This window comes from Streptomyces sp. JLBJ103, from assembly GCF_058215575.1.
In genome coordinates, this window is sequence record NZ_CM177089.1 from 1,408,559 (window position 1) to 1,423,245 (window position 14,687).

14 protein-coding genes are annotated in these 14,687 nt (G+C 70.7%); 5 read left to right on the forward strand and 9 right to left on the reverse strand.

The window, feature by feature from the left end; all coding sequences use genetic code 11:
- Nucleotides 1-23 precede the first annotated feature (23 nt).
- Together eat and AC4BEG_RS06030 are read left to right on the forward strand one after the other, a co-directional pair.
- Complete coding sequence (eat, locus tag AC4BEG_RS06025) at nt 24-1,502, forward strand: ethanolamine permease (RefSeq protein WP_490704861.1); 1,479 nt, start codon at nt 24-26, stop codon at nt 1,500-1,502.
- Nucleotides 1,503-1,581: 79 nt separating this feature from the next.
- Nucleotides 1,582-2,280, forward strand: a complete 699-nt coding sequence (locus AC4BEG_RS06030; RefSeq protein WP_490704862.1) for a gamma-glutamyl-gamma-aminobutyrate hydrolase family protein — start codon at nt 1,582-1,584, stop codon at nt 2,278-2,280.
- A gap of 70 nt (nt 2,281-2,350) precedes the next feature.
- Here AC4BEG_RS06030 and AC4BEG_RS06035 read toward each other — a convergent pair whose 3' ends face one another.
- The 3 genes from AC4BEG_RS06035 to AC4BEG_RS06045 all read right to left on the reverse strand — a co-directional run bounded on the left by AC4BEG_RS06035 (nt 2,351) and on the right by AC4BEG_RS06045 (nt 5,601).
- Entirely contained in the window at nt 2,351-3,211 is an 861-nt protein-coding gene (locus AC4BEG_RS06035) for a chitosanase (RefSeq protein ID WP_490704863.1), read from the reverse strand.
- A 189-nt stretch (nt 3,212-3,400) separates the two neighbouring features.
- Entirely contained in the window at nt 3,401-4,612 is a 1,212-nt protein-coding gene (locus tag AC4BEG_RS06040) for an MBL fold metallo-hydrolase (RefSeq protein WP_490704864.1), read from the reverse strand.
- Nucleotides 4,613-4,689: 77 nt separating this feature from the next.
- Entirely contained in the window at nt 4,690-5,601 is a 912-nt protein-coding gene (locus tag AC4BEG_RS06045) for a GNAT family N-acetyltransferase (RefSeq protein ID WP_490704865.1), read from the reverse strand.
- A 195-nt stretch (nt 5,602-5,796) separates the two neighbouring features.
- On the opposite strand from AC4BEG_RS06045, the gene AC4BEG_RS06050 reads away from it, so the two are divergent.
- Nucleotides 5,797-6,390, forward strand: coding sequence for a carboxymuconolactone decarboxylase family protein (locus AC4BEG_RS06050; protein ID WP_490704866.1), 594 nt, complete (start codon nt 5,797-5,799; stop codon nt 6,388-6,390).
- 74 nt (nt 6,391-6,464) lie between these two features.
- On the opposite strand, the gene AC4BEG_RS06055 is transcribed toward AC4BEG_RS06050, so the two are convergent.
- From AC4BEG_RS06055 to AC4BEG_RS06065, 3 genes are read right to left on the reverse strand one after another with little or no spacing between them, the layout of a single operon-like run.
- Nucleotides 6,465-7,268 (reverse strand): SAM-dependent methyltransferase, encoded by an 804-nt coding sequence (locus tag AC4BEG_RS06055; RefSeq protein ID WP_490704867.1) that lies wholly within the window; start codon nt 7,266-7,268, stop codon nt 6,465-6,467.
- Nucleotides 7,269-7,306: 38 nt separating this feature from the next.
- Nucleotides 7,307-7,558, reverse strand: a complete 252-nt coding sequence (locus AC4BEG_RS06060; protein WP_490704868.1) for a DUF397 domain-containing protein — start codon at nt 7,556-7,558, stop codon at nt 7,307-7,309.
- A gap of 3 nt (nt 7,559-7,561) precedes the next feature.
- Nucleotides 7,562-8,428, reverse strand: coding sequence for a Sco1979 family transcriptional regulator (locus AC4BEG_RS06065; protein ID WP_490704869.1), 867 nt, complete (start codon nt 8,426-8,428; stop codon nt 7,562-7,564).
- A 136-nt stretch (nt 8,429-8,564) separates the two neighbouring features.
- On the opposite strand from AC4BEG_RS06065, the gene AC4BEG_RS06070 reads away from it, so the two are divergent.
- The gene (locus AC4BEG_RS06070; RefSeq protein WP_490704870.1) at nt 8,565-9,005 is read left to right on the forward strand and encodes an ATP-binding protein; all 441 of its coding nucleotides are present in this window, start codon (nt 8,565-8,567) and stop codon (nt 9,003-9,005) included.
- 213 nt (nt 9,006-9,218) lie between these two features.
- Here AC4BEG_RS06070 and AC4BEG_RS06075 read toward each other — a convergent pair whose 3' ends face one another.
- Nucleotides 9,219-10,016 carry an SGNH/GDSL hydrolase family protein gene (locus tag AC4BEG_RS06075; RefSeq protein ID WP_490704871.1) on the reverse strand — a complete coding sequence of 266 codons (798 nt, stop codon included), beginning with the start codon at nt 10,014-10,016 and terminating at the stop codon, nt 9,219-9,221.
- Between the two features lie 211 nt (nt 10,017-10,227).
- On the reverse strand, nt 10,228-12,336 hold the full coding sequence (locus AC4BEG_RS06080; RefSeq protein ID WP_490704872.1) for an alpha-galactosidase: 2,109 nt from the start codon (nt 12,334-12,336) through the stop codon (nt 10,228-10,230).
- A 170-nt stretch (nt 12,337-12,506) separates the two neighbouring features.
- Between AC4BEG_RS06080 and AC4BEG_RS06085 the strand changes: the two genes are divergently transcribed.
- Complete coding sequence (locus tag AC4BEG_RS06085; RefSeq protein WP_490704873.1) at nt 12,507-13,310, forward strand: tyrosine-protein phosphatase; 804 nt, start codon at nt 12,507-12,509, stop codon at nt 13,308-13,310.
- Nucleotides 13,311-13,442: 132 nt separating this feature from the next.
- Here the strand turns inward: AC4BEG_RS06085 and AC4BEG_RS06090 are convergent, their stop codons facing one another.
- Nucleotides 13,443-14,681, reverse strand: a complete 1,239-nt coding sequence (locus tag AC4BEG_RS06090; RefSeq protein WP_490704874.1) for a serpin family protein — start codon at nt 14,679-14,681, stop codon at nt 13,443-13,445.
- Between the last annotated feature and the right edge of the window lie 6 nt (nt 14,682-14,687).

Here is a 14,687-nt window from a genome sequence, read left to right on the forward strand (position 1 = left end):
CTCGTGTGGAGCAGGAGCACCTCATGGCCGACGGAACAGACTCCGCCCGTACCTCTGTCAGCGCCGCACCGCCAGGTGGCGGCCCGGCATCCCCCGAGGACGGCTATCTGGAGCGCCGCACCCTTCGGCGCGGCAGCGCGGGCCCGCTGCTGCTGACCGGCCTCGGAGTCGCCTATGTCGTCTCCGGTGACTTCTCCGGCTGGAACTTCGGCCTGGCCGAGGGCGGCTTCGGCGGTCTGGCCATCGCCGCGGTGCTGATGGGCCTGATGTACACCTGCATGGTGTTCGCCCTGGCCGAGCTGGCGGCGATCCTCCCCACCGCGGGCGGCGGCTACGGCTTCGCCCGGCGGGCCCTCGGCCCCTGGGGCGGCTTCCTCACCGGTACGGCCATCCTCATTGAATACGTCCTGGCCCCGGCCGCGATCTCCATCTTCATCGGCGACTACGTCGAGTCACTGGGGCTGTTCGGGCTGGAGTCGGGCTGGCCGGTCTATCTGGCCTGCTTCGTCATCTTCATCGGCATCCATCTGTGGGGTGTGGGCGAGGCGCTGCGCTTCAGTCTGATCGTGACCGCGATCGCCGTCGCCGCGCTGCTGATCTTCGCCGTGGCCGCCTTCACGGACTTCGACGCCGACTCGCTCAATGACATCACGGTCGACCACTCCGCCTTCGGCGCCAGTTCCTGGCTGCCGTTCGGCCTGCTCGGCATCTGGTCGGCGTTCCCCTTCGGCATGTGGTTCTTCCTGGGGGTGGAAGGGGTGCCGCTGGCCGCCGAGGAGACCCGCGACCCGGCCCGTACCCTGCCGAAGGCCATGGCCTGGTCCATGGGCATCCTGCTGCTGCTCGCCCTGATCACCTTCCTCGCCGCCACCGGCGCCCGCGGTTCCGGCGCGGTGCAGGGCGCGGGCAACCCGCTGGTCGAGGCGCTCCAGCCGGACGGCAAGGCCACCGTGCTCTCCCGCATCGTCAACTACGCCGGGCTCGCCGGTCTGGTGGCTTCCTTCTTCTCCCTGATCTTCGCCGGGTCCCGGCAGTTGTTCGCCCTCTCCCGCGCTGGGTATCTGCCCCGCTTCCTCTCCCTGACCAGCCGCCGCAAGGCCCCCTATCTGGGGCTGCTGGTCCCGGGCGCCATCGGGTTCGCCCTGGCCGCCTGGTCCGGCGACGGCGCCCGGATGCTCAATGTCGCGGTCTTCGGCGCCACCATCTCGTACGCCCTGATGTCGCTCTCACACATCGTGCTGCGGCGCCGCGAGCCCCATCTCGAGCGGCCCTACCGGACCCCGGGCGGTACGGTGACGTCGTCCATCGCCTTCGTCCTGGCCTGCTCGGCGCTGGTGGCCACCTTCCTGGTGGACAAGGACGCGGCGTTCATCGCTCTCGCCGTGTACGCGGTGGCGCTCGCCTACTTCGCCTTCTACAGCCGTCACCGTCTGGTGGCCGCGGCTCCCGAGGAGGAGTTCGCCGCGCTGGCGGAGGCCGAGGCCGAACTGTCCCGCGACTGAGCGAACGCGACCGGGAGAAAGCGCTCGAGAAAAGCCAGGAAATCGAGAAATCGAGAAATCGAGAAATCGAGAAAAGAGGATGTCCCCGTTGTCCAAGCCCCTGATCGGCATCAGCACTTATCTGGAGTCCTCGGCCCGCTGGGGTGTGTGGAACCTCCCGGCCGCACTGCTGCCCGTCGGTTACCACCGGCTGGTGCAGCAGGCCGGCGGGCTGGCCGCGATGCTGCCGCCCGACGAGGACCCGGAGTCGGCCGCCCGGGTCGTCTCCCGCCTCGACGGCCTGGTGATCTCCGGCGGGCCGGATGTGGAACCGGTGCACTACGACGCCGACCCTCATGAGCGCACCGGCCCGCCCGCCCGGGAGCGCGACACTTGGGAGCTGGCGCTGATCGAGGCCGCACTGTCCAACGGCACCCCGCTGCTGGGCATCTGCCGGGGCCACCAGCTGCTGAACGTGGCGCTCGGCGGCACCCTGATCCAGCACCTGGACGGCCACGCCGGGCCGCCCGGCGTCTTCGAACACCACCTGGTGCAGCCGGTGCCCGGAACCCTGCTCGGCGAGGTGCTGCCGGAGCCACTGTCGGTGCCGACCTTCCACCACCAGGCGGTGGACCAGCTGGGCAAGGGCCTGGTGGCCTCGGCGTACGCGGCGGACGACGGCACGATCGAAGCCGTCGAACTGCCCCAGGCCGACCGGTTCGTGCTCGGGGTGCAGTGGCATCCGGAGGCGGGCGACGACCTGAGGGTCATGCAGGCGCTGGTGGCGGCGGCCCGCTGACCCCCGGGCGCCGCCCGCGGAAGGTCCGTGCGAGGTCCGTGGGAGCCCCCCGTCAAGGGGGGCCGCACGGCTAGGAGTTGATCTCGTACGGGTCGCCGTAGACCTTCCACTTCAGCGGCGGTTTCAGGTCGAAGTTCTTCTCGTTGAGGAACTTCCGCTGCTCGGTGTCGACCCGGCTGGTGTCGCTGTGGGCCTCCTCGGACTGCATGGCCTTCTTACGGGCGTCGAGGAAGGCATGGAGATAGGTGGCCTCGTCACCGCCCTGCGCCGGGGTCCTGGCGTGGCGCATCGCGGTCTTGCGGATGCCGCCGAAGCTGTCGGTGCTGTCGCCGGGGCCGTGCATCACGATCGCGTCGTAGTAGATGAACTGGCCGAGCGCGCCGATGCCGTCGTCCTTGCCTCGCTTGACCGAGGGGTTGAAGTAGACGCGGTCGCGCCCGTGTTCCTGCGCCTGCTGGAACGCTCTGTCGGCCGCGGCCTTCTTCCAGTCCCGGGTGAAGTACGGGTCCAGACCTTCGTGCGAGTCGCTGCCGTCGACCTCACGCAGCGCGGGCAGGTACTTCGCCAGGACGTTGTCCGGCTTCTGCTCGGTGTAGTACTCGACCAGGTCCAGCATGTCGCCGGTACCGGAGCAGAAGCCGACGATGCCGCCCGTGTAGCCGCGGCCGTCGTCGATGTCCTCGATGTACCTGTACCCGTCGCGACGCCAGTCCAGTGTGGAGTTCTCGGCGCTGGAGACCAGCTTCATGGCGATCTCCTTCTTGGCCGGGTCGTCCAGACCGACCGCCGCCTTGGTGGCCGCCTTGTATGCCGAGTGGTGCCCGTGGGTGCCGGGCGGATTGCCGGACGCCGGGCTGGATCCGAGACCGGTGAGCACGAGGGCCAGCGGTACCGCTACGGCCGCGGCGGCGCGGCTGATGCGCTGAGACATGAGGACTCCGTTCGTTCCCTGTCGACGGTGGGGGCGTGCGGGCAGGCCGAGAGAAGAGCCATTCGTTAGGAACCTTTCCTAACCATTGAAGCGAGCATGCCGTATCCACCACAAGGGGTGTGCACAGAATGGGACGCACGAAGGCCCGTCGCGGTCGCATCGCCGCAACGGGCCTTCCGTCTGGGGGAGTTACCCCTGCGGTACGGGCACGGGATCGGCGCCGCCGGTGGTGTCCGCGGCGGCGGAGGGTGCACCGGAGGGCGCCGCGGCGGCCGGCACACCGGCCACAGGCCGGGCCGCGATCGCCCGCCACCACGGATCCAGCGGCAGTCCGTGCCGCGGTTCGAAGGGCAGGCCCGGCGGCGGTACGGCGATCGAGGCCCCGGCCGCCCGCGCCGCCGTGACCGTGCCCTCGGCGGGCTCCTCCCACGGATGCGGGGCGAGGTTGAAGGTGCCCCAGTGGATCGGCAGCATGAACCCCCGCGTGGGCTCACCGCCCTGGAGGTCGAGATGGGCGCGCATGCCCTCCTCGGGCGTCATATGAATGTCCGGCCAGAACTCGCTGTAGGCCCCGATCTGGATCATGGTCGCGTCGAACGGCCCGTACATGGCTCCGATTTCCGCGAAACCGGCGAAGTACCCGGTGTCCCCGCTGTGGTAGACGCGGTGCTCGGGACCGGCCACCACCCAGGACGCCCACAGGGTGTGCTGGGTGTTGCGCAGGGCGCGCCCGCAGAAGTGGCGGGCGGGGGTGGCGGTGAGCGTCAGCCCGGCCACCTCGGTGGACTCGTGCCAGTCCAGCTCGGTCATCCGGTCGGCCGGGACGCCCCAGCGCTCCAGATGGGCGCCGACGCCGAGCGGCACCACGAACATCGTGCCGGTGCGCACCAGCGCCCGGATGGTGGGCAGGTCGAGATGGTCGTAGTGGTCGTGGGAGATCACCACCGCGTCCACCGGACCCAGCTCCCGCAGCGGCACCGGCACCGGGTGCAGCCGCTTGGGGCCCAGATGAGCGAAGGGCGAACAGCGGCTGCCCCACACCGGGTCGAACAGCACCCGGCGCCCGTCGATCTCCGCGAGCACGGTGGAGTGGCCCATCCAGGTCAGCCGCAGTCCGGAGGCGGGCGGAGCGGCCAGGTCGGCGAGGGTGGTGGGATGCACCGGCACCGGCCCGGCCGGGGCCCGGCGGATCCGCTCCTCCTTGCGGAAGTACGTGGGCAGGAACCTCAGCATGGAGCCGGACGGCGTGGTGCGGGCGCCCTCCGGGTTGACGAACACGCCGTTCGCGAAGTTCGGCGACCGGCGGATGCGCTCCATCCGCTCCCCGGCCGGATCCGCCCCGAAGGCGGCGGGGCGCAGGGCGGTGGCGAGCCGGGAACGGTGCGGACGGGAGCCGGTCACAAGACCTCCAGAATGAGGGGGCGGCGGATCACCCCACGGCCTGCGCTGCGTGCGCTGCTGTACTGCAATAACACAACTCACTCGACGGGTGGTGTTGTTCCGGGCGCGGTGAAGGACAGCTGGAGGTGGTCCTCCACGGGCCGGTATCCCAGCCGCTGGTACAGGGCGTTGCTGGTGGGATTGGCCAGATCGGTGAAGAGCAGCACCTCCTCGGCCCCGGCGGCCCGCGCCACCTGGCTCACGGCGGCCGTGACGGCTCCGGCGTAACCGCGTCCGCGCAGCTCGGGCGGGGTGTAGACCAGGGCGACCCGGACCATGCCCGCCACCGTGCGGCTGACCGCAGCGGACGAGACCGGTGTGCCGTCCACCTCCCAGAGGATGACCCCGCCGTGGCTGAGCCGGTCGTCCACCGCGCGGGAGACATCGCCCCTCAGCGCCCCGGTGTCCCGGGCGAACCCCTCGTACCAGCTCAGCAGCACCGCGCGGTCGGCGGCGGTGGCCGCCCTGGCCCGGCCGGGCGGCGCCGGATCGGGCGGGGTCAGGGCGCCCAGCCGGTAGAGCCGGTGGGTCTCCGCCACCTCGGCGGTGGCCCCGGTCAGCCGCTGCCAGGCGGCGGCGAAGGTCTCGGCGGTGCGCCGCCCGGCGTTCACGCCGGTGACCGGTGGCGGCGGGCCGTGCTGCGCGCCGTGCTCCGCGTTCTGTTCCGCCAGAACACGGGCCAGCTCCTCCGTCGCCTCGTCGGACAGCGGGGAGAGCACCAGCGGATACGGCGGGGTGCACAGAAAGGCCCCTCCGACGGCCCCGACGGCCCCCCACTCCGGCCGCCACCAGCCGTAGTGCGGTGGCTGCTCCCCGTATCGGTCGCTGCCCGCTGCCGCCAGCGAGGCGGTCACCGTCAGCAGGACGGTGTGCTCGGCCGGGCGCCCCCGCAGAAAGCCGCCCGCCGCGGCCCGGAATCCTTCAAGGTCATCTGTCGTCGTCCACGCCATGTGCTCCAGGCTGGCGCGGGTCCGCCTGTTGGCGCACCCCGCTTTCCGCGTGCGCGGCTCGCCGTTACGTACGCTGGAGGACGTGACGCGGCACACATCCACCCATGTCACATCCGGCCCCGGGTGCTCCGTCGTACGGGTGGAAGGGCGGCAGTGACCGCCGCGGCACCACAGCCCCATCCGGAGGCACCCGTCATGTCACGTATCTCGCTCACTCCGCGCCGCACCCTCTTCTACCGCGTCATGGAGTGGTACTCGAAGCGCACCTACGGGAAGGTCCTCGACCCGGGCAAGGCCCTCGCCCACAACCAGCGGGTGCTGTTCAGCAACCTGCGCTTCGAGCAGTCGCTGAGCAAGTGGAACACCCTGGACCCCGGGCTCAAGGCGCTCGCCGAGATGGCCTCGGCCGCCTCCATCGGCTGCTCCTGGTGCATGGACTTCGGCTACTGGGTCAGCCGTGGCCAGGGCATCGACGACCGCAAGCTGCACGATGTGCCCACGTGGCGGGAGAGCGACGTCTACACCCCGCTGGAGCGGGACGTCATGGAGTACGCCGAGGCCATGACCGCCACCCCGCCCACCGTGGACGACGCCCTCGTGGAGCGGCTGCGCAAGAACCTCGACGAGGCGCAGCTGATCGAGCTGACCGCGATGGTGGCGGTGGAGAACCTCCGCTCGCGGATCAACTCGGCGCTGGGTCTGACCAGTCAGGGGTTCAAGGACAGCTGTGACGTCCCGGCCCCGGCGTCGGGCCCGGCTCCCGGTCGGGTCTCGCCCTCCGGCTCGTAGGCGTACGCCGTCGTCACGGGCGGGGTGCTGGAGCGGATCCCGGCCGCTCGGGCCGGGCCCGCCTCCCCTGGACGTCAGCTTCTGCGGCCCACCCCGCCGTAGACCCCGATGGGACCGTGCCCCTGGGACCCGGCCGCGGCCGGGTCCGGCCGCCACTGGGACACTCGCACCAGACCCGGGTCGAGCAGGTCGAACCCGTCGAAGAACGGAAGGATCTCCTCGTGGCGGCGCAGGCTCAGCCGGGCGGTGGACTTCCGGTAGACCTCGTCGGCCACCTGGTTGGGGCCATGGAAGTCGGTGGTGCCATGGCTGATGACCAGATGGCTGCCGGATGTCATCGACTGCGTCAGTGCGTTGACGAGCCCGGCCGGGTCCTCCTCGTCGGTGACGAAGTGGAGCACCGCGACCAGCAGCAGCGCCACCGGCTGCGAGAAGTCGATCAGTTCCCGGACCACCGGGTCGGCAAGGATCTTGTCCGGTGCCCGGGCGTCCGCGAGGACAAGGCCGGTGCCCGGGGTGCCGGTCAGTTTGGCGTCGGCGTGGGCCGCGACGATCGGGTCGTTGTCGAGGTAGACCACCCGGGTGTCCGGCGCGATCTCCCGTGCCACCTCATGGGTGTTGGGGGAGGTCGGTATCCCGGTGCCGATGTCGATGATCTGCCGTGCCCCGTCCGCCACCACGGCACGCACCGCCCGCACCATGAAGTCGCGGTTGGCGCGGGCACTGTCGACGATGTCCGGGGAGACCGCGATGATCCGGTCGGCGGCCTCGCGGTCGATCTCGTAGTTGTCCCAGCCCCCCAGGTAGTAGTCGTACATCCGGGCCGGATGCGGTCTGCTGGTATCGATCTCCTCGGCGGAGATGCGCTGGTCGGTCACACCATTCCCCCTCGGCCCCCGTGGGCCGCGCTCGGGCGTCACAGAAGCAGGAAGTCGGCTTCCCCGGCTTTCGCCCCCTGGATGAAGCGTTTCATCTCAAGGTGCGTGTAGATGAGTGCCGGGCCGTCGGGATCGGTGGACTGGCGCAGCGCCACCCGTCCGTCCCTGAGCCTCATCGCTTCGACGCAACTTCCCCCATTGCCACCGCTCCACGGCTTGTGCCAGCCCTCGCTGCCGAGTTCCCTCGCCGGCATGCCGCTGTAGACGCGGTTCCCGCATATGCGATCCATCGTTCAGATCTCCTTGCGAATGCCACCCAGAATGGCCTGAGTGGTCTGTGCAGGCGCGGCCTGCGCGCACATCCGGTCCAGGGCCTCCAGGAACGCCGACACATCATCGCGCTGGTCGTAGTAGGAGCCGCTGACCAGCGACTCCGTATACGCGATATCGGGCAGTTCCGGGATCGGGAACCGGAAGATATGGAAGGGGCCGTACATCGCCGGGTGCGGACCGGCGTCGAACGGCATGACCTGGAGCCTGATGTGAGGCGCCTCCGCGAGGTCGATGAGGCGTGCGATCTGCGCACGCATGGTCTCGGGCCCTCCGATGGGGCGGCGCAGCACCGTTTCGTCCATGACCACCCACAGCATGGGCGGGTTGTCATGGGTCAGCAGCGCCTGGCGTTCCATCCGGAGGGCGACGTTGCGCTCGATCTCGGACTCCGGAGCGTGCTGCATACCGGCCCGCAGCACCGCGCGGGCGTAGTCCTCGGTCTGCAACAGCCCCGGGATGTAGTGCGGTTCGTAGGCACGGATCAGATTGGCTTCGCCCTCGAGGCTGACGAAGGTGTTGAACCAGTCCGGGAGCACATCGCGGAACCGGTGCCACCAGCCGTTCTTGTTGGCCTCGCGCGCGAGCGCGAGAAAGCCCTCCACCTCTTCGGGGTCGTTCACGCCATAGGTACGGAGTAGTTTCTCCACATACGGGAGCTTCAGGCCGACTTCGGCCTTCTCCATCCGGCGGACCGTGGCATGGGTGACGTCGAGGGCGCGGCCGGCCTGTTCGAACGACAGCCCGGCCTTCTCCCGAAGGTCCTGGAGTCGCTTGCCGAGCACGACCCGCAGGACGGTGGGGGCTCCGCCCGCCCGCGCATCCGCCACTACCGTCCCCCTCCAAGTACCTTCACAACACAGCAGTCTGGCATGGGCTCAGCTTCCCGAACAGTCTGCGCTTGCGATTCTGTAATTTACAGATTGAACCTTGCCATGCGCGAGTCTCGCAGAGCATAGTGTCGATGTGGCTCCTTCCTACGAGGCTCTCCGGTTAGGGCGCGGCGGCACCATGGTCGCTTCGTGCGTCCAGGACGCGTTCTGTCTCCCGGCGCTGAGCGCTTCCGTCGCGGAGGCAAGACGGCATGTACTGTTCCGGCTGCGCTCCTGGGGAGTGGGTCAGGACACCCGTGACAGCGCCGAGTTGGTCGTGTCCGAACTGTTCACCAACGCCGTCCGCCACACCTCCAGCGAAGAGGTCCGCTGTTCCTTGCAGCTGATAGGCACCCGCCTGCGGCTTGAAGTGGCCGACCAGGGGTGCGCCCGGTCGGTGCCGCAGGCGCGGTCGGTGGGCGTCGAACAGGAGGGCGGCCGGGGGCTGATGCTGGTGGAGGCCATGTCGGAGGCATGGGGGGTCACCGCCGACCACAGCGGTACGGGCCGGGCCGTCTGGGCGTATCTGGTCTAGGCGTATCCGGTCCAGGCGGTCCAGGCGTATCCGGTCCAGGCGTATCCGGTCTGGCCCCGGCGCACCGTACGGAACGCACGGAACACCACGGGACGCACGAGCCGCATCCGCTGTCCGCACGGGACGAGCGGTGCCGAGGGAATAGGGACAGCGAAGCGCCGCCGCGATGAGCGCGGCGCCAACGGGGGTCTGCCCCTATTCCTTCGGGACCACTCAGGGCCGTAGCGGCAGCAGATCGGGACGCTTGGGTTCGACATGGTCGCCCGAGGACTCCCCGCGCAGCCGTCGTCCGATCCACGGCACCAGATACTCACGCGCCCAGTGGATGTTGTCCCGGCGCACCTCGGCCGCGCTGCGCTGCCCCTCCGCCGGCCAGGGCTGGTCGGGGTCGGCGGGCACCTCGAGGCCGAGTACCTGACCGGCCCGCAGCGCCACGCGGGTGTGCCCGTCGGGCGACAGATGGAGCCGGTCCTCGTCCCAGGCGCGGCGGTCCTGGACCGAGCGCAGCGACCACAGGTCCAGCACCGGACAGCCGTAGCGGTCGGCGATCGCCCGCACATGGGCGGTATAGGTGGCGATCTTGCCGCGCAGATGACGGAGCACCGGTACGTCCCGGGTGTCGAAGCCGGTGCACACCATCACCGTGCCGACCTGGGCCACCAGGTCGGAGACGGCGGCCTCGTAGCGGGCGGCCACATCGTCCGGGTCACTGCCGGGCCGCAGGATGTCATTGCCCCCGGCACAGAAGGTGACCAGATCGGGGCTGAGTTCGATCGCGCGCGCCACCTGCTCCTCGACGATCCGGTCGAGGAGCCGGCCGCGTACGGCGAGGTTGGCGTAGCGGAAATCGTGCTGGGGCCGCTGATCGGAGAGCAGGACCGCGAGCCGGTCCGCCCAGCCCACAAACGCCCCGTCAGGACCGGGATCACCGACGCCTTCGGTGAAGCTGTCGCCGACGGCTGCGTACGACCCGATCCCACCGTTGTTCACTATCTTCGAATCGTCTGCCACGTCGGGACATCATTCACCTCAGGACGTGACTTACGCCATCGTAACCAGGGGTTGACGAGTGGTGATGTTTCCCACTCTGCGAGTGAGCCGAAGGGGCGCGCCGCTGTCGAAAGGGAGAGCGCGCGGAGGCCCTGAGGAACGAGGGGCCGAGCACGGTCGACCGTCGACAGCGGCTGCCGGCGCCCCGGAGGAGAACCGAGCACGGAAGCTGTCAAAGGCGGCGAAGGTGGAATACGGCCGCGTCGAGGTCACCGCGCAGCCCGGTCCGCAGCCCCCGGTGGCTGAGCACCGCTCCCCGGTGGATCTCTCCGGTGGCCCGGTCCTCGTAGCGGGCGGCCGGGTCCAGACCGCGCAGCCGTACCGGGGGCTGTGGTTCGCCGTAGGCTTGCGCGGGCAGCCAGGCCAGCACCACGGTCTCCGCGCCGTGGACGTACTGGACCGCGCTGAGCCCGCCTCCGTCCGGGGGCCGCAGCCGGTACAGCTCACCGTGCTGGACGACCGGCCGCACCCGTTTGTAGAGCGCCACCCAGTCGCGGGCCTCGGTGAGTTCGGCTTCGCTCCACCGGGCCAGATCGCCGCCGACGCCCAGCACTCCGGCCATCGCGCTGACGAAGCGGAAGCGCAGCGAGGAGGCGCGGGCGTTGCCCATGGCGTTGGGGCTGTCGGTGACCCAGGCGGCCATCACCCGGGCCGGGTGCAGCTGGCCGAATCCGTGCTGGATGCTGAGCCGGTCCAGCGGATCGGTGTTGTCCGAGGTCCACACCTGGTCGGTGAGGCGGAGGACGCCCAGGTCGATCCGGCCGCCGCCGCCCGCGCAGGACTCGAAGGCGACCTCGGGGTGGGCGGCGCGCAGGCGCCCCAGCAGTGCGTACAGCCCGTGCACATGCTCGGTCCACAGCCGCTGCGGATAGCCGTCGCCGGGCCAGCCCGCGTCGGTGAAGGACCGGTTGAAGTCCCACTTCACATAGTCGATGGGGGCGCTGCGCAGCAGGGCGTCCATCGACTCCCACAGATGCTCACGGACGTCGGGGCGGGCCAGGTTGAGCACCAGCTGATGGCGGAACTCGGTGCGTACCCGGCCGGGGTGGTGCTGGACCCAGTCGGGGTGGGCGCGGTAGAGGTCGCTGTCGGCGTTGACCATCTCCGGCTCGACCCAGATGCCGAACCGCATGCCCCGTGCGCGCACCTCCTCGGCCAGCGGTTTCAGACCGTGTGGAAAGCGGTCCGGGTTGGGGGTCCAGTCGCCGAGCCCGGCCCGGTCACCGGTCCGTGCCCCGAACCAGCCGTCGTCGACGACGAACAGCTCAACGCCCAGGTCGGCGGCGAGCCCGGCCAGCCTGAGCTGCTGCTCCTCGCCGACATCGAACTCGGTGGCCTCCCAGGAGTTGTAGAGCACCGGCCGCAGGGCGTCGGCGTCCGGGATGACATGGGCGAGCTGCCAGGAGTGCCAGGCGCGGCTGGCGGCCCCGAAGCCGCCGTCGGTCCACAGCCCCGCGAAGGCCGGGGTGGTGAAGGACTCCCCCGGTGCCAGCATCAGCTGGCCGGAGTCGTCGTGGCCCACCCCGCCGACCGTCTGGACGGCTCCGTCGGACAGCTGCTGGACGGCGATCCGCCAGGACCCGGACCAGGCGAGCGCACAGCCGTAGACCTCACCGCTCTCCTCGGTGGCGTCGCCGCCGTCCAGCGCGACCCAGGGCAGATGGTGGTGGCTGGTGTGGCCGCGGCGGCTGCCGATCACCTTCTCACCGGGGGTGAGATCGGTCCGGGCGATCCGGCTCTCCGCCGCCCAGCGCCCGTACAGATGGGTCAGCCGCCAGCGGTCGCGGGCCGGAAGCGACCAGGCCGCTGAGTCGGCGCGCAACAGCTCCAGCGGGGGGTGGTCCGCGGTGCCGGTGTGGCGGAGGGTGGCCCAGCGCTCGAGGACGTCGCCGTCGTCGCGCATCCGGTAGTGGAGGGTGATCCCGAGGTGGTGCAGCGGATCGTGGAAGCGCAGCGCGAGGCCGTCCTCGCCGACGGCGCTGTGCTCGAAGCGCCACTCGGTGCCGCGGATGCCGGAGGTGCCGGGGGTGCGCACGGACAGGGCGGGGCGGACGAAGCGCGGCCCGCCCTCGACCGGATACTCCTCGCGCCCGTCCAGCGGGGATTCGAAGCCGCGCTCCGGGGGGCCGGGCTCGGCGGCGAGGGCTTCGGCGTCCTCGACCGCGATCCGCGGACCCCAGTGGAGGTGGAGCAGTTCATCGCGGTCGGTGAGATGGAGGGCGTAGCTGCTGCGCCGCCCCGACAGCGCCCAGACCCGACCGTTTCCGCCGATATCAATCATCACACTTCCCCAATTCTCAACAGGCATCAACAGGATCGGGGAGCTGAGCCGGTACGGCAATGCCCCCGCGCGGTTCCGCGGGGCTGATTGCCCTGTGCACCCATGTCGTATGGTCGGCAGAACCCGCCCCGCCGGTCAGAGGTCCGGGCGGCCGAACCCGAGGAGCGCCCGTGACGCAGCAGCCCCCGCAGGTCCCCCAGGCCGTACTGGTGGGGGTACGCAACTTCCGTGATCTGGGCGGGCTGCCGACCGCCGACGGCCGGCGGCTGCGCCACGGTGTGCTGTTCCGCAGTGGCCATCTGGCCCATGCCACGGAGGAGGACACCGTCTTCCTCGACTCGCTGAAACTGCACACCGTCTTCGACTTCCGCAACGCGGCCGACATCAAGCTGGAGGGGCCGGACGTCACGCTGAAGGGCGTGCGCAACGTCAATCTCCCGCTGTCCGACCCGGCGGACGGCGCCGGGTTCTGGACGATGGTGCGCGAGGGCGACCTCAACACCCTGCGGCAGCTGCTGGACGAGGGGCGTGCCGCGCAGCGGATGATCGATTCCTACCGGACCATCATCACCGCCCGGCTCGGTGAGCACAGCCGGATGCTCAGCGCCATCGCGGAGGACAGTTCCCCGGTGCTGATGCACTGTTCCGCGGGCAAGGACCGGGCGGGTCTGTCGATCGCGGTGACCCTGCTCGCCCTCGGTGTGGAGCGGGACGTCATCGAGGCCGACTACCTGGAGTCGGCCGCCGCCCACCGCCGTTACAAGATCTGGCGCAAGGGCGGGGGCGAGGACACCATGTCACCGGAGGTGCTGGCGCTGCTCCTCCCGCTGTTCGACGCCCGCCTCGAGTATCTGTCGGCCGCCTTCACCACGATCGAGGAGACCTGGGGCGGCACCGAGCGCTATCTCACCGAGGGGCTCGGGTTGACCGCCCCGCAGCGCGAGCGGCTGCGGGAGCGGCTGCTCACCGGCTGACGCGCCCCAGCGCTCCGCGGGAAGTGTGGCGGCTGCCGTCATATGTCCGCGGCTGCCTCGTGGCTGGTCACGCAGTTCCCCGGCCGGGGGCGCGGTCACGGACGCGGGCCGGGAAGTCCCGGCCCGCCCGGCTCAGTTGCCCGGTCCGAGGCGCGGCTGCGGTCGCCCCGGGCGGCGCGGCGCGAACATGCTGTCCGCACCCTCCTCGGGCTCGGTCACCCAGCCAGCCGCCAGCACCAGACCGGTGGCGCGGTGGACGGCCAGGAAGCCGAACGGCCGGTCGTAGTCGACGCTGAGCAGCTTCGCCTTCTGCGTCCGCTGCGGTACCCCGCCCGGATTGATCGCGAACGCGGTCACGGCCGCCGCGAAGAACCCTTCCCGGCTGAACGAGGCCGTCATGGACTGTCCCCCGGAGGACACGGCCAGCGGGTAGTCGCTGATCCCGGGGAAGTGCCCCCGGCTGTCGTCCTGCGCGGACCGCAGCCCGAACAACTCCGCGTTGTCCATGAGATCGTGCTCGGCCCGCACCGTGAACTGCGGGACGTCGAGCACCAGGAAGGACGTGGGGTCCATGCTGGTGATCTCCCTGACCTTGACGCCAGGGGCCGCGTCGCCCAGCGGCAGCTGCGAACCGGACAGGCCGGGTCGGCCGACCGCGGTGATCGCCGCCTCCAGGACCTCGGCACCTCCGACGTCCTCGCCGCCGAGCACCAGATGGACGTCCAGGCCGTTGTCGCCCGCGACCCCGGAGAAGGTCAGCGGTCCGGCCGGGGTGTCCTGGACAACCTTGAGGGTTCCGTCGAGATCGGTGGTACGGCGGGTGAGTCCGGCGAGCGACCGCTCGGCCCAGGGGCCGCCGGAGGGGCACATCCACCCCGTCTCGAACGGCTGCACCCAAGTGGTCCTCAGCATCAGCGCACCGGCCAGGACCAGCACGGTGCTCGAGGTCACCGGGACCGGCATCCGCGCGATCTCGCCCCGGGTCTGCCCGGCGGCCCAGGCGTCCAGCTCCTTGCGGTCCCGCTCGCAGTCGCCGGTCAGCATGCCGCGTACACCCGGCGGCAGCTCCGCCTCCCACTCGGGCTTGATGGCGAGGTTCTGCTTGGTCCACAGCCCGGTGGCCGCGTCCACGCCGTCCATCGCGGCCAGCGCCCCGACAAGTTCGCGGCCCAGCGCCGTCGCGCCGTCCGCGCTCACCCCCAGCGCGCCTTCCAGCTCGGCGCGGGCCGGGCCGCCGGACCCGCCCGCGAGCAGCGCCAGCAGCGTCCACACCCCGGCCCCGGTGAAGACGGTGCCCTCGCCCGCCACCGCGCGACCCGCCCAGCGCGCGGTCAGGGTGTTGACGGCCCCCACCGTGGTCGTGTCCAGCATCGCCCG